A 14,126-nucleotide genomic window follows, 5' to 3' on the forward strand; every position below is an offset into this window, starting at 1 on the left:
GCGCGATCCCTGGAGCCCGCCTTCGGGCCCGCTTCGCAGTCACGTCAGGATCAGAGGACCTGTCGGGAGCAACGAACCCTTCGGCCCCGTCCCTACAGATCCCCCAGCGCCAGCTGACCCTGGTTGCGTGCCTTCGGCGGCGCGGCCTTACGCTCCTTGGCCCGTGCGGAGGCGGCGCGGGCAACGGGCGGCTTCTTGGGCTTCGGGTCGCCGCGCATCCGGGCGACCGCCTTGTCGCGGGCCACGGCCTCCGGGGCCGTGGGATCGTCGGTCAGCCACTTGCCGCGCTTGATCACCTCGTTCACGCGGCCCTGGTTGACCCCGACCTTGAAGGCGATCTCCTGCTGGGTCATGCCGGTCGTGGCGTGCAGGTCGAGGATCGCCCGGGCGAGCTCCGGGGTCATCTTCTGACCCGTCAGGCGCCGGGCGGGCTTCACCGTCCGGGTCGCGCGGTCGCGCTCGCGCAGGCGCTCCAGAAGCGCCAACGCCATGTTCATGCCGTGCTCGCGCAGGGCCTCTTCGAATTCCTTCAACGTCGCCATCGGCGCCAACCTCCGCCGGGCTCTCGGGCCGGTTACTCGCGGGGGAACGTGCCGGGAACGAAGCGGTTGCGCAAGCCGAGGGGCGAGGGGGGCCGCACCGTGTCGGTGGACGGCGGGTGTCATCCACCGGAAATGCGCGGCCCTGGCCTCCCCCGGCGGCTCGGCGCCAGGGGCCGGGGGTCAGGACGGCCGTCAGTCCGCCGACGATGATCACCCCGATCCTCAGGATCGCCTCCGGCGAGGCGCCCGGCTTCCTCGTCCGGGCGCTGGAGGCGGGGCGACGGGCGAGCCGCGGCGCTGGCGGATCGGCGAGGATTTCAGGTCGCTGGCGGAGGGGCTTATGCCGCGGCTGCCGGGCTACGCGCCGCTCAAGGCGCGGCTGCTCGCGGCCCTGCGCGCCACCAAGGCCAAGCGCTCGGAATACGACCACCTAATGCGGCACCTGCACGACGCACTGAAGCGGGACGAGACCTCTCAGGCCGAGTCGCCCCAGGCCGACGTGGACTTCCAACCCGGCGAGACCTGGGGCACTTTCTCGGACCTCGTGATGCACGGGGCCATGGGCGGCCGTTCCATGCTGGAGCAGACCGTCTATCTGCCGGTCTCGGCGCAGGCCGACCCCTCTTCAAGCCCGCATCGCTTCCTGGCGGCCAAGCTCGGCCGCGTCCTCCGCACCTGAGACAAGGACATCAGACCATGATCCTCGAGATCGCGCAGATCGAGATCAAGCCCGGCATGGAGGCCGAGTTCGAGGCAGGCATCACCGAAGCCTCGGCGATCTTCAAGGCGGCCAAGGGCTGCCGGGCCTTCGAGGTGCGGCGCTCCGTCGAGCATCCGCAGCGCTACCGGCTGCTGATCCACTGGGACACGCTGGAGGCCCACACCAAGGACTTCACCGGCTCGCAGCCCTGGCAGGAGTATCGCGCCCTGGTCTCCCACTGCTTCGCCGGACCGGTGGCCGTCGAGCATACCGAGCAGGTTCTGAAGGCGTTCTGAGCGCCGCCGCGCTGCGCCCCGGACGGCGCCCGCCAGAGGGGCGACGCGTTGCGGCGCGCGCCTCCGGTGCTAGGCTCCCGCATGAGCGAACCCGAAGCGAATCATCGGGGGCGCGGCAGGCGGGAACCAGGCTGGGGAACAGGCTGATGGCGCGGCTCGGACAGCTCGCGGGTGCCCTGGCGCTCCTCGGATGGATCGCGGGGCCGGCCCTTGCCCAGACCGCGCCGGCGGCCCGCACGACCGCACGGCCGGTGTCGGCCGCATCGGCGTCGTTCGCGAAGAGCTTCGTCCGGGCCGACCTCGCCAGCGCGGCGGTCCGCCTGGAGACCGCGCTGAAGGCGGAAGCCGGCGGACCGCTGCGGCCGGCCGGCCAGTCCCGCGCCGCCGGGCTGGCCCTGCTCACCGCCGACAAGCCGGACGAGGCGGTGGCGCCGCTCGCCGCCGCGGTGGCGGCCGACCCGGCCGACGCGCGCAACTGGCAGGCCTATGCCCGCGGGGCCGCGGCGGCCCTGGGCGCGCTCGAGGACAACGACTATCAGGGCCGGTCGCGCCTGCGCGGTCGGGTGACGGCCGCCGCCTACCGCGCCTACGAGCGCGCCGGCACGGCCGCCGACGCCGCGGCGTCGCTGGCGGCCCTGGGGGCGGCAGAGGCCGAGCAGGAATCCTGGCGCCCGGCGCTGGACGCCTACGCGGCGAGCCTCGCCCTGGCCGAGACCGGTTCGGTCCGGGAGACCTACGAGACCCTGCGGGCGCAGCACGGCTTCCGCATCCTCGACTACAAGGTCGATTCCGACGCGGCCGCCCCGCGGGCCTGCTTCACCTTCTCGGAGGCGATCAAGCCCAAGACCGACTACGCCCCCTTCGTCGCCGTCTCGGGTAGCAGCGCGGCCGCGGTGACCGGGGAGGGCTCCCAGGTCTGCGTCGACGGGCTCAAGCACGGCGGCCGCTACGCCATCGTGGTCCGCCCCGGCCTGCCGTCGGCCGTCGGCGAGAGCCTGCTCAAGGCCGCCGATTACGAGATCTACGTCCGCGACCGCGCCCCGCAGGTGCGCTTCACCGGGCGCAACTACGTCCTGCCGCGCACGGGGCAGGCGGGCGTGCCCCTGGTCTCGGTGAACGCGCCGAAGCTCGACGTCGAGGTGCTGCGCATCGGCGACCGCAGCCTGCTGCCGACCCTGCGGTCGGAGGACTTCCTGGGCCAGCTCAGCGGCTCGACCGCCCGGACGATCGCCTCCGAGAAGGGCCAGCGCGTCTGGAAGGGCACCCTCGACACCGCCAAGGCCGAGATCAATCAGGAGGCCGTCACCGCCTTCCCGGTGCTGCAGGCCGTGGGCAAGCTGGAGCCCGGCCTCTACGTGATGCTGGCCCGCCCCTCGGGCACGGCCGCTTCCGACGAGGAATACGACACCCAGGCCACGCAATGGTTCGTGGTCTCCGACCTGGGACTCACCGCCACCAAGGGCCGGGACGGGGTCACCGTGGTCCTGCGCTCGCTGGCCTCCGCGCAGGTGATGGCGGGCGCCGAGATCCGGCTGATCGCCCGCAACAACGAGGTGCTGGGCACACGGACCACGGATTCGCAGGGGCATGTCGCCTTCGATCCGGGTCTCGCCCGCGGGGAGGGCGGCCTGGCACCGAGCCTCGTGGTCGCCCAGGCGGGCGGCGATTACGGCTTCCTCGACCTCAACCTCGGTGCCTTCGACCTTACCGACCGCGGTGTGAAGGGGCGGCCCGAGACCGGCGGCCTCGACGCCTACCTGTTCCCGGAGCGCGGGGTCTACCGCACGGGCGAGACCGTCCAGCTCACCGCCCTGCTGCGCGATCCCCGCGGCGCCGCCGTGCCGGACCTGCCGCTGACCCTGGTGGTCAAGCGGCCGGACGGCGTCGAGTACCGGCGCGTCTCGGTGCCCGACCAGGGGCTCGGCGGCCGCGCCCTGCCGCTGCCGCTCCTGTCGGGGGCGATGCACGGGACGTGGCGGGTTTCGGCTTACACGGACCCGAAGGCGCCCGCGATCGGCGAGACCAGCTTCCTCGTGGAGGATTACGTCCCCGAGCGGCTGGAGGTGACCCTCAAGGCCCGGCAGGCGGCCCTGAACCGGGGCGAGGCCGCGCAGGTCGACGTCGCCGCCCGCTACCTCTACGGCGCCCCGGGGGCGGACCTCGACGTGTCGGGCAGCGTGACCGTGCAGGCGGCCGCCACCAGCGGCATCAAGGGGCTCGAGGCCTACGCCATCGGTCTCGACGACGAGGCCGTGGAGCCGGCGACGCAGGAACTGCAGGACCACGCCACCACGAACGCGCAGGGCGGCGCCACCGTCACGGTGCCGGTGCCCCAGGTCGCGGCGCCACGGGCTCTGGAGGCGAAGATCACGCTGGCGGTCGGCGAGCCCGGCGGCCGGGCCCTGTCGCGCAGCCTGACCCTGCCGATCCTCCCGGCCGGCCCGGTCCTCGCCCTGCGCAAGGGCTTCACCGACCTGAAGGAGGGCGGGGTCGCGGGCTTCGACGTGGTGTTCGCGCGGCCCGACGGGGCGCTCCTCTCCCGGCCGGGCGTGAGCTGGACCCTGTCGCGGATCGATTCCTCCTACCAGTGGTACCGGGCGGACGGGCGCTGGTCGTTCGAGGCGGTCAAGTCCGCCCGGCGCGTCGCCAGCGGCACCGTCGATCTCACGGCCGCCGGCCCGAGCCGGATCGAGGCGCCGGTCGGCCTCGGCCGCTATCGGCTGGAGGTCTCGACCGCGGGTGCCCCGGAGGCGACCGCGAGCCTCGGCTTCGAGGTGGGCTGGGGCGGCTCCGAGACCGCGGAGGCGCCCGACCTCCTCGACCTGACCCTCGACAAGGCCGCCTACGCGGCCGGCGACACGCTGCGGGCCAAGCTCAGCCCGACGTTCAAGGGTCAGGCCAGCCTGATGGTCGTCAGCGACCGCGTGCACCAGACCCTGGAGGTCAGCGTGCCGGAGGGCGGCACCACGGTCAGCATCCCGGTGAAGGCCGAGTGGGGCGCCGGCGCCTACCTGGTGGCCACCGCCTACCGGCCCCTCGACCAGGCGGCCAAGCGCCTTCCGGGCCGGGCGCTGGGTCTGGCGTGGTTCTCGGTGGACCGGGAGCGGCGCAGCCTCGGGGTCGCCCTGAAGGCGCCGGAGCGGGCGCGCCCGCGCCAGGACCTGACCCTGCCGGTCCAGCTCACGGGCCTGAAATCCGGCGCGCCGGCGCGGATCACCGTGGCCCTCGTCGATGTCGGCATCCTCAACCTGACCCGCTACGCGGCGCCGGACCCGACCCAGTACTTCCTCGGCCAGAAGGCGCTCGGGCCGGAGGTCCGGGACCTCTACGGCTACTTGATCGACGGCATGCAGGGCTCGGCCGGGGCGATCCGCTCCGGCGGCGACGCGGGCGGCGGCGAGCTCGCCGATTCCCCGCCGACCCAGGCGCCGCTGGCGCTCTATTCCGGCGTCGTGACCGTGGGGCCGGACGGCGCGGCCAGCGTCACCTTCCCGATCCCGGCCTTCAACGGCACCGGCCGCGTCATGGTCACCGCCTGGAGCGGCGACCGGGTCGGGCAGGCCCAGGCCGACGTGATCATCCGCGACCCGGTCGTGCTCAGCGCCACGCTGCCGCGCTTCCTCGACACCGGCGACCGCTCGCGCCTGTTCGTGGCCCTCGACAATGTCGAGGGGCAGGGGGGCGAGTACACGGTCGACCTGAGCCCGACCGGCCCGGTGGTGATCGGCGCCAGTGCGCTGCGCCAGACGCTGCGGCTGGAGGCCGGCGCCAAGGGCCAGTTCGCGATCCCGCTCACCGCCGCCGGACCGGGCACGGCTCGCCTCGACCTCGCCTTGTCGGGGCCCGGGCTCCCGTCCACCCTGAACCAAAGCTTCGCCCTGGGGATCTCGCCGGGAACCGGCGCGCTGCTGCGCCGCTCGGTGCGCAGCCTCGCCCCCGGGGCGAACCTGACGCTGACGTCGGATCTCCTCGCCGACCTGCAGCCGGGGACCGGCAGCGTCTCGCTCTCGGCCACACCCCTGCCGGGGGTCGATGTGGCGGCCCTGCTCCGGGCGCTCGACCGCTACCCCTACGGCTGCTCCGAGCAGGTGGTGAGCCGGGCGATGCCGCTGCTCTACGTCAACAAGCTCGCGGCCCTGGAGAAGCTCGCCCTCGACAACGGCGCCGACGATCGGGTGCGCGAATCGATCGAGCGCCTGCTCGCCCGCCAGGATTCGAGCGGCGATTTCGGCCTCTGGTCGGCGCAGGGATCGAGCGACCTCTGGCTCGACGCCTACGTGACCGACTTCCTCACCCGCGCCCGGGAGCGCGGCTTCGCGGTGCCGCAGAAGGCCTTCGCCCAGGCGCTGGACTACCTGCGCAACGCCGTGGCCAATGCCACCGAGGTGCGCAACGGCGGCGCCGACCTCGCCTACGCGGCCTACGTGCTCGCCCGGAACGGCCGACCGGTGATGGGCGACCTGCGCTACCTCGCCGACACCAAGATCGGCGACTTCTCCTCCGCCCTCGGGCGGGCGCAACTCGCCGCCGCCCTGGCTCTGCTGGGCGACCGCGGACGGGCCGCCAAGACGATGGACTCGGCGCTCACCCTACTGCGCGCCGACCGCGACAAGGGAGTCTATCGCGCCGATTACGGCTCCCGCCTGCGCGACGGGGCCGGGCTGATCACGCTCGCCGCCGAGAGCGGGCTGGCGCAGGGGGCGTTGGGCCCCGCCGCTTCCGTGCTCGGCGAGGAGCAGCAGGCCGAGCGGTCGACGAGCACGCAGGAGAATGCCTGGATGGTGCTCGCCGCCGAGAGCCTGTCGAACGAGGCGGGCGCCCTGTCGTTCACCGTGGACGGCGCCCCGCAGACCGGAATGCTGGCCCGGGTCTACCGGGAGGCGGCCCTGGCCGACCGGGGCGTTCAGCTCACCAATACCGGCCGCGCGCCTGTGCAGGTGGCCGTGACCGTCAACGGCAGCCCCCTGGTGCCGGAGCCGGCGGCGCAGCAGGGCTACACGATCGAGCGCAGCTTCCGCCGCCTCGACGGCAGCACCATCGATCCGGCGAGCGGCCTGCGCCAGAACGACCGGCTCGTGGTGGTGCTCAAGGTCACGGAGGCCAAGGCGGAGGCGGCGCGGCTCCTGCTGGTCGATCCGCTGCCGGCGGGGCTGGAGATCGACAATCCGAAGCTGCTGGACGCCGACGCGCTCCAGGGGCTCGCCTTCGCCAAGTCGGACGTGCAGCCGGTCCACACCGAGTTCCGAGACGACCGGTTCGTGGCCGCCTACGACCGCGACCCGAGCCAGTCGGCCTTCTTCACCGTGGCCTACACGGTGCGGGCGGTCTCCCCCGGGACCTACGTCCATCCGGGCGCCACCGTGGAGGACATGTACCGGCCCGCCCGGTTCGGCCGGACCGCCTCGGGCAGCGTGACGGTCGGGACGGCGAAGTAGGGCGAGCGGCGTTCGAGCACTGCGCTGCGGTCATCGCGAGCGCAGCGAAGCGACCCGGGGCAGCGCGCCATCGGTGCGCGTGGCGCTGCCCTGGATGGCTTCGCTGCGCTCGCAAGGACGTCGGTGCTGAAGCCCTCGTCCGGACCCGCCTCGGACGCGACGGCGCAACCCGCCGGGCCGGGCCGCTGCGTTGCGGCGGGCACATGGTGCGTCGCGGAACCCCCGTAATCGCCCGTCCATTCTCACAGGTCCCGTTCGGAACCCGTGGAGCGATGCCCGATGCCGGACCTCGACGCGCTCGCCGGCTCCGCAGCCCGCGCGCTGGCCTACCTGCCGTGGTGGGCCGAGAGCCTGATCCTCATCGTCGCCTGCTGCGCCGTGGTGATGCCCCTGCACGGTGTCGTCTACCGGGCGATGAAGCGGGCGGTCGCGGGCAAGAGCCTGTTCTGGCGCTCGCTGGTCTCGCGCACCCGTGGGCCGAGCCGCCTCGGCCTGATCGTGGTGGCGATCAGCCTCGCCTCGACCACGGTGCATCTGTCCTGGGAGGTGCGGATCGCCCTCAACCAGATCCTGCTGGTGGCCTTCGTGACGCTGACCGGCTGGTGCTGCGCCACCGCGCTCCACATCGCCACTGTCATCTACCTCCGACGGTTCAAGCTCGACGCCGAGGACAACCTGCTGGCGCGCAAGCACTTCACCCAGATGCGCATTCTGGAGCGGGCCGGCGTGACGCTGGTGGCGCTGATCACCCTCTCGGTGGCGCTGATGACCTTCGAGCCGGTGCGCCAGTACGGGGTCAGCCTGCTGGCCTCGGCGGGCGCGGCGGGCCTCGTCCTCGGGCTGGCCATGCAGCCGGTCCTGTCGAACCTCGTGGCCGGCATCCAGATCGCCATCACCCAGCCGATCCGGATCGAGGACGCGATCATCGTCGAGAACGAGTGGGGCTGGGTGGAGGAGATCACCGCCACCTACGTGGTGGTCCGCCTCTGGGACTGGCGCCGGCTGGTCCTGCCGCTGACCTACTTCATCCAGAAGCCGTTTCAGAACTGGACCCGCGACGGCGCCTCGCTGATCGGCAGCGTGTTCGTCTACGTCGACCACCGGGCGCCCGTCGCGGCGATGCGCGAGAAGCTCGCCGAGATCGCCAGGGCCACGCCCCTGTGGGACGGCAAGGTCGTGAACCTCCAGGTCTCGGACGCGAAGGAATCGACGATCGAGATCCGGATGCTGGTGAGCGCCCGCAACGCGCCCCAGGCCTGGGACCTGCGCTGCGTGGTCCGCGAGGCGATGATCACGTGGCTCCAGGCCGAGCACCCGGAGGCCCTGCCGCGGCACCGGACGGAATGGGTCGGCGCCGAGGAGCCGGCCCTGCGCCGGGCGGAGGCGCGGCGGTTCGCGGCGTGAGGCACAGCGTTCAGTGTTGCGGGATTCCCAGCCACGCCCTCATCCTGAGGTGCCGAAGCGCAACGGAGGCCTCGAAGGAGGGCTCCAGGAATCGCAGCGGCTTCTGGAGGGCTCCTTCGAGGCGGCTTCGCCGCACCTCAGGATGAGGGCGCGGGTCGGATGTCTTCCGATGGACCGTCGCTCAGTCGTCGGCGCCGGCGTAAAAACTCTCCACGCCGATGCCCTCCTCCTGCATCAGCCGGGCGCGGGCGCGCAGCTTCTCGGTCTCGCTCTTGAGCTGGCCGCAGGCCGCCAGGATGTCCCGGCCCCGGGGCGTGCGCACCGGCGAGGCGTAGCCGGCGTTGAACACGATCTCGGAGAAGCGCTCGATCCGGTCCCAGTCGGAGCATTCGTAGCGGCTGCCCGGCCAGGGATTGAACGGGATCAGGTTGATCTTGGCCGGGATGCCCTTGAGCAGGCGGACCAGCTCCCGCGCGTCCGCGTCCGAATCGTTGACGCCCTTCAGCATCACGTACTCGAAGGTGATCCGGCGGGCGTTGCTCAGGCCCGGATAGGCCCGGCAGGCGGCGAGCAGCTCGGCGATCGGGTATTTCCGGTTGAGCGGCACCAGCTCGTCGCGCAGGTCGTCGCGCACGGCGTGGAGCGAGATCGCCAGCATGGCGTTGGCCTGCTCGCCGAGGCGCGGGATCTGCGGCACGACCCCCGAGGTCGAGACCGTGATGCGCCGCCGGGACAGGCCGAGCCCCTCCTGGTCCGACATCACCCCCACCGCGTCCACCACGGCGTCGAGATTGTAGAGGGGCTCGCCCATGCCCATGAACACGATGTTGGTCACGAGCCGGCCGACCTCGCCGGAGCCGCCGGCGTCGCGGCTCGGCATCTGGCCGGGCCAGTCGCCGAGCTCGTCCCGGGCGGTGACGAGCTGCTGCACGATCTCGGCGGCCGAGAGGTTGCGCACGAGGCGCTGCGTGCCGGTGTGGCAGAACGAGCAGGTCAGGGTGCAGCCGACCTGGGAGGACACGCAGAGCGTGCCCCGGTCCGGGCCGGGAATGTAGACGCACTCGATCTCGGCGCCGCGATTGTGCTCCTGCCGGTTGGTCGGCGCCATGCGGAGCAGCCATTTGCGGGTGCCGTCCCGGGAGACCTGCCGGCTGGCCACCTCGGGCCGCTCCAGGGTGAAGTGCTCGGCGAGCTGCGCCTTCAAGGCCTTGCCGACATTGGTCATCTCGGCGAAGTCGGACGCTCCGCGGAAATTGACCCAGTGCCAGACCTGGCCGGCGCGCATCCGGCTCTCGCGCTCGGGCACGCCCATGCCGACGAGCTGCGCCTTGAGGGCGTCGCGGGTCAGGCCGACCAGCGATGGGCGGCGGCCGGGCAGCGCCTCGGGGAGGAGATCGGGCGCCTTCTCGATCGCGGCATCGGCCGCGCGGGCGCTGTCGAGCGACGGCGTCGCCATGGCGTTCAAACAATCCATACGATTGGAAAGGGTCTGATATAGGCGATCGCGCCGGCGAATGCGAATGCGCGCTGGCGACGGCTGACCCCACGGAGAGCCATGACGACCGACACGCAGGCCGGGCAGGCGATCTACAATCCGCGGACGCTGCAGATCTACGACCTCGTCGTGCTGCGCCTGTCGAACCCGCTGATCTGGCGCTGCCCCACGGCGCGGATCCTGGATCTCTACGACCGGCACGCGGGCTTGGCGCATTGCGACGTCGGGGTCGGGACCGGCTGGTATCTCGACCGGTGCCGCTTCCCAGCACCTGCGCCGCGCATCGGCCTGATGGACCTCAACGCCGACAGCCTCGCCTTCGCGGCCGACCGGATCGCGCGCTACCGGCCCGAGACCTACCGGGTCGACGTGCTCGGCGCCCCGGCCACCGGCATCGCGCCGTTCGACTCGATCGGGATGACCTACCTGCTCCACTGCCTGCCGGGCGACATCGCCGCCAAGGCGAAGGCCTTCGACACGGTGCGGCCGTGCCTGCGGGACGACGGGGTGGTGTTCGGCGCCACGATCCTGTCGGGGGGCGTCCCGACCACGGCTGCGGCGCGCGCGCTGATGCGAGTCTACAACCGAAAAGGGGTGTTCTCGAACGGCGCCGACACGCTGCCGGCCCTGCGCGCGGCCCTCGATCAGCGGTTCCGGTCGGTGGAGATCACGGTCGTCGGCTGCGTCGCCCTGTTCGTGGCGCGGGAGCCCCGCTGACCCGGCCACGGTCCGCGCACACGAAAAAGGGCGCCCGCAGGCGCCCTGATCCGTTCGGCCAGTCCCAAAAAATCAGGCGGCTGCGGTCTTCACCGGCACACCCTTCTCGGCCAGGAAGGTCTGCAGCTCGCCCGACTGGAACATCTCGCGGGTGATGTCGCAGCCGCCGACGAACTCGCCCTTCACGTAGATCTGCGGGATGGTCGGCCAGTTCGAGAAGGCCTTGATGCCCTCGCGGATGCCCTGATCGGCCAGCACGTTCACGCCCTTGAACGGCACGCCGAGGTAGTTGAGGATCTGCACCACCTGTCCCGAGAAGCCGCATTGCGGCATCTGCGGCGTGCCCTTCATGAACACCACCACGTCCTGGGAGGCGATCTCGTTCTGGATGGTCGTGTTGGCGTCGGTCATCGAGTTAGTCCTTGTTCGTCCTGTGACGGTTTATCGTGCAGCAAGCTTATAAGCTTGGCGTATGCTTCCTTGATTCCGCGATTTGCAGCAGTATCGCGTCCATATCAAAGCGTGCCGAAAGAAGCTCGTCCGGATCAACCGGACAGCTATCCGGCAGGTTGGGCAGAAGGCCATCACCGTATGGCGTAAGACCCAAGTTGGCGGTTTCGCGTGCGGATTTCCAGATCCGGTCCCAATCCAAACGCTGCCGCATCGATCGCTCGAACCTGTTGCGCGCGGCGATTTGGAACGTCAGCGTCTCCTCACGCCAGGGGCGGGTGACGGGCAGATCCGGCGCCGATAGGCGCTTCAGCATATGGGCGAGAGCCTGGACCAGCAAACCCTCAACGGCTCGAAGTTGAGACCGTCCTACGCTCTCGATCTCCTCGGCGACATTCTCCCAGTCGACCGCATTCGACAGGTCGCTGCGGGCTCCGAGCGCGCGCAGAGCCGCAACCTGCTCCTCGGCCCAGGTCACGATGTCGTCATCGTAGAGACTCGGTCGATCCATCGGGAGAGCTACCGCGAGAACGCCTAATCCTGCGGGACACCCGTGGTCAGCGCAAGGGCGTGGAGGACGCCGCCCATCCGGCCCTGAAGGGCGCCGTAGACCATCTGGTGCTGCGCCACCCGTGTCTTGCCCTTGAAGGCCGCCGACAGGACGGTGGCGGCGTAGTGGTCGCCATCGCCCGCGAGGTCGCGGATCTCCACCTGCGCGTCCGGCAACGCTTCGCGGATCATGCGCTCGATCTCGCCCGCATCCATCGGCATCGGCAAACTCCTGGGCGTAAGGGGGTTCAGGCGGCGGGAGCGGCCGGCTGGCTCGCCATGTAGGCGGGCAGCCAGCCCTCGTGCGCCGTGGACAGGTCGGCCAGCGATATGGTCTCGCCGCCCGGCAGGGTCAAACGGTCGGAGCCGGTGACGCCGACCACCGCCGCGTCGATCCCCTGCGCCGAGGCGCTGTAGAGGAGGTCGCTGGCAGCTTCCGGATCGATCGCCAGCAGGTAGCGGCCCTGGTCCTCGCCGAACAGGTAGGCGTGGGGGGCGAGATCCACCGGCACCTCGGGCAGAGCAGCGCCGATGCCGCCGGCCATCGCCATCTCGGCGAGGGCGACCGCGAGGCCACCGTCGGAAAGGTCGTGGACCGTGTCGACGGCGCCCGACTGGATCAGGGTGCGGACGAAGTCGCCGTTGCGGCGCTCCAGGGCGAGATCCACCGGCGGCGGCGCGCCCTCCTCGCGGCCCTCGATCACCGACAGGTAGGCGGATTGGCCAAGCCAGCCCTCGCCGGAGCCGATCAGCACCAGCACGTCGCCCTCGCGCTTGAGGGCGATGGTGGCGTGGCGCGCCACGTCGTCGAGCACGCCGACGCCGCCGATGGTCGGGGTCGGCAGGATGCCGACGCCGTTGGTCTCGTTGTAGAGCGAGACGTTGCCGGACACGACCGGGAAGTCCAGCGCCCGGCAGGCCTCGCCGATGCCCTGCAGGCAGCCGACGAGCTGGCCCATCACCTCGGGCTTCTCGGGATTGCCGAAGTTCAGGTTGTCGGTGATGGCGAGCGGCTTGGCCCCGACCGCCGTGATGTTGCGCCACGCCTCGGCCACGGCCTGCCGGCCGCCCTCGACCGGGTCGGCCTCGCAATAGCGCGGGGTGACGTCGCAGGTGAGCGCCAGCCCCTTCGGCCCGTCCTCGACCCGCACGATGGCGGCGTCGCCGCCGGGCTTCTGGACGGTGTTGCCCAGGATGAAGTGGTCGTACTGCTCGAAGACCCACCGCTTGGACGAGAGGTCCGGGGAGCCGACGAGGCGCTTGAGCGCGTCGGTGAGCGAGGCCGGGGCCGGAACCTCGGAGGCCGCGAGCACCGGCAGGTGCGTGTTGGCGAGGTGCGGCCGGTCGTAGAGCGGCGCCTCGTCGCCGAGCTCCTTGATCGGCAGGTCGGCCACGGTCTCCCCGTGCCACTTGATCACGAAGCGCAGCGTGTCGGTGGTCCGGCCGATCACCGCGAAGTCGAGCCCCCACTTCACGAAGATGGCTTCCGCCTCCGCCTCCATGCCGGGCTTGAGCACCATGAGCATGCGCTCCTGGCTCTCGGAGAGCATCATCTCGTAGGGGGTCATACCCTCTTCGCGGGCCGGCACCTTGTCGATGTCGAGTTCGACGCCGAGGTCGCCCTTGGCGCCCATCTCAACGGCCGAGCAGGTGAGGCCGGCGGCGCCCATGTCCTGGATGGCGATCACCGCCCCCGAGGCCATCAGCTCCAGGCAGGCTTCGAGCAGCAGCTTCTCGGCGAAGGGATCGCCAACCTGCACGGTCGGACGCTTCGACTCGGAGGCCTCGTCGAACTCGGCCGAGGCCATGGTGGCGCCGTGGATGCCGTCGCGGCCAGTCTTGGAGCCGAGATAGACGATCGGGTTCCCGATTCCGGCGGCGGCCGCGTAGAAGATCCCGTCGGTGCGGGCGAGGCCCACCGCCATGGCGTTGACCAGGATGTTGCCGTCGTAGCGCTTGTGGAAACCGGTCAGACCGCCGACGGTGGGCACGCCGAAGGAGTTGCCGTAGCCGCCCACGCCCGCGACCACGCCGGAGACGAGGCTGCGGGTGCGCGGATGGTCGGGGGAGCCGAAGCGCAGGGCGTTGAGCGCCGCGATCGGCCGAGCGCCCATGGTGAACACGTCGCGCAGGATGCCGCCGACACCGGTCGCCGCGCCCTGATAGGGCTCGATGTAGCTCGGGTGGTTGTGGCTCTCCATCTTGAAAACACAGGCGAGCCCGTCGCCGATGTCGATCACGCCGGCGTTCTCGCCCGGTCCCTGGATCACCCACGGCGCCGAGGTCGGCAGCCCGCGCAGGTGCTTGCGGGAGGACTTGTAGGAACAGTGCTCGTTCCACATGGCCGAGACGATGCCGAGTTCGGTCAGCGTCGGGTCGCGCCCGATCAGGCCGCGAAAGCGCTCGTACTCGTCCGGCGTCAGGCCGTGCTGGGCCACGAGCTCGGGGGTGATCGGAACGTCGTTGCGGAACATGGGGCAGCCTCGACGAGGGCGGTCCGGGAACCCCGACAGGACCCCCGACCCGATAAGCGACCCG

Annotated in this window: 10 protein-coding genes and 1 pseudogene; 5 read left to right on the plus strand and 6 right to left on the minus strand. The window is 71.4% G+C overall.

Annotation, left to right across the window (positions count from 1 at the left end; all coding sequences use genetic code 11):
* Positions 1–92 precede the first annotated feature (92 nt).
* A complete protein-coding gene (locus GGQ91_RS24545; protein ID WP_043347847.1) occupies positions 93–542 on the minus strand; it encodes a DNA-directed RNA polymerase sigma-70 factor in 450 nt (149 codons plus the stop codon).
* Between the two features lie 277 nt (positions 543–819).
* On the opposite strand from GGQ91_RS24545, the pseudogene GGQ91_RS24550 reads away from it, so the two are divergent.
* From GGQ91_RS24550 to GGQ91_RS24565, 4 genes and pseudogenes are all read left to right on the plus strand, one after another.
* Positions 820–1,221: pseudogene (locus GGQ91_RS24550) on the plus strand (Kdo hydroxylase family protein); the annotation flags it as partial.
* Positions 1,222–1,238: 17 nt separating this feature from the next.
* Positions 1,239–1,538: an antibiotic biosynthesis monooxygenase family protein gene (locus tag GGQ91_RS24555; RefSeq protein ID WP_043347845.1), complete on the plus strand. Its 300-nt coding sequence runs from the start codon at positions 1,239–1,241 to the stop codon at positions 1,536–1,538.
* Between the two features lie 146 nt (positions 1,539–1,684).
* A complete protein-coding gene (locus tag GGQ91_RS24560) occupies positions 1,685–6,973 on the plus strand; it encodes an alpha-2-macroglobulin family protein (RefSeq protein ID WP_182593047.1) in 5,289 nt (1,762 codons plus the stop codon).
* A gap of 279 nt (positions 6,974–7,252) precedes the next feature.
* Positions 7,253–8,377 (plus strand): mechanosensitive ion channel family protein, encoded by a 1,125-nt coding sequence (locus tag GGQ91_RS24565; RefSeq protein ID WP_075379830.1) that lies wholly within the window; start codon positions 7,253–7,255, stop codon positions 8,375–8,377.
* Positions 8,378–8,558: 181 nt separating this feature from the next.
* Here the strand turns inward: GGQ91_RS24565 and rlmN are convergent, their stop codons facing one another.
* Positions 8,559–9,833, minus strand: coding sequence for a dual-specificity RNA methyltransferase RlmN (rlmN, locus tag GGQ91_RS24570; protein WP_043347814.1), 1,275 nt, complete (start codon positions 9,831–9,833; stop codon positions 8,559–8,561).
* A gap of 99 nt (positions 9,834–9,932) precedes the next feature.
* On the opposite strand from rlmN, the gene GGQ91_RS24575 reads away from it, so the two are divergent.
* Positions 9,933–10,589 (plus strand): class I SAM-dependent methyltransferase, encoded by a 657-nt coding sequence (locus GGQ91_RS24575; RefSeq protein ID WP_043383510.1) that lies wholly within the window; start codon positions 9,933–9,935, stop codon positions 10,587–10,589.
* A gap of 72 nt (positions 10,590–10,661) precedes the next feature.
* Here GGQ91_RS24575 and grxD read toward each other — a convergent pair whose 3' ends face one another.
* The 4 genes from grxD to purL are packed head-to-tail and all read right to left on the minus strand — an operon-like array spanning position 10,662 to position 14,062.
* Complete coding sequence (grxD, locus tag GGQ91_RS24580) at positions 10,662–11,000, minus strand: Grx4 family monothiol glutaredoxin (RefSeq protein ID WP_043347809.1); 339 nt, start codon at positions 10,998–11,000, stop codon at positions 10,662–10,664.
* Between the two features lie 46 nt (positions 11,001–11,046).
* Entirely contained in the window at positions 11,047–11,550 is a 504-nt protein-coding gene (locus GGQ91_RS24585) for a DUF29 domain-containing protein (RefSeq protein ID WP_075379831.1), read from the minus strand.
* A 23-nt stretch (positions 11,551–11,573) separates the two neighbouring features.
* Entirely contained in the window at positions 11,574–11,810 is a 237-nt protein-coding gene (locus tag GGQ91_RS24590) for a BolA family protein (RefSeq protein WP_007568343.1), read from the minus strand.
* A gap of 26 nt (positions 11,811–11,836) precedes the next feature.
* On the minus strand, positions 11,837–14,062 hold the full coding sequence (gene purL, locus GGQ91_RS24595; RefSeq protein ID WP_182593048.1) for a phosphoribosylformylglycinamidine synthase subunit PurL: 2,226 nt from the start codon (positions 14,060–14,062) through the stop codon (positions 11,837–11,839).
* Positions 14,063–14,126: the final 64 nt, after the last annotated feature.

Source organism: Methylobacterium fujisawaense, from assembly GCF_014138435.1.
GTDB lineage: Bacteria > Pseudomonadota > Alphaproteobacteria > Rhizobiales > Beijerinckiaceae > Methylobacterium > Methylobacterium fujisawaense.

Coding starts and splice junctions, on each gene's coding strand:
- GGQ91_RS24545 (WP_043347847.1), bottom strand. CDS start 542: ATGGCGACGTTGAAGGAATTCGAAGAGGCCCTGCGCGAGCACGGCATG.
- GGQ91_RS24555 (WP_043347845.1), top strand. CDS start 1,239: ATGATCCTCGAGATCGCGCAGATCGAGATCAAGCCCGGCATGGAGGCC.
- GGQ91_RS24560 (WP_182593047.1), top strand. CDS start 1,685: ATGGCGCGGCTCGGACAGCTCGCGGGTGCCCTGGCGCTCCTCGGATGG.
- GGQ91_RS24565 (WP_075379830.1), top strand. CDS start 7,253: ATGCCGGACCTCGACGCGCTCGCCGGCTCCGCAGCCCGCGCGCTGGCC.
- rlmN (WP_043347814.1), bottom strand. CDS start 9,833: ATGGCGACGCCGTCGCTCGACAGCGCCCGCGCGGCCGATGCCGCGATC.
- GGQ91_RS24575 (WP_043383510.1), top strand. CDS start 9,933: ATGACGACCGACACGCAGGCCGGGCAGGCGATCTACAATCCGCGGACG.
- grxD (WP_043347809.1), bottom strand. CDS start 11,000: ATGACCGACGCCAACACGACCATCCAGAACGAGATCGCCTCCCAGGAC.
- GGQ91_RS24585 (WP_075379831.1), bottom strand. CDS start 11,550: ATGGATCGACCGAGTCTCTACGATGACGACATCGTGACCTGGGCCGAG.
- GGQ91_RS24590 (WP_007568343.1), bottom strand. CDS start 11,810: ATGCCGATGGATGCGGGCGAGATCGAGCGCATGATCCGCGAAGCGTTG.
- purL (WP_182593048.1), bottom strand. CDS start 14,062: ATGTTCCGCAACGACGTTCCGATCACCCCCGAGCTCGTGGCCCAGCAC.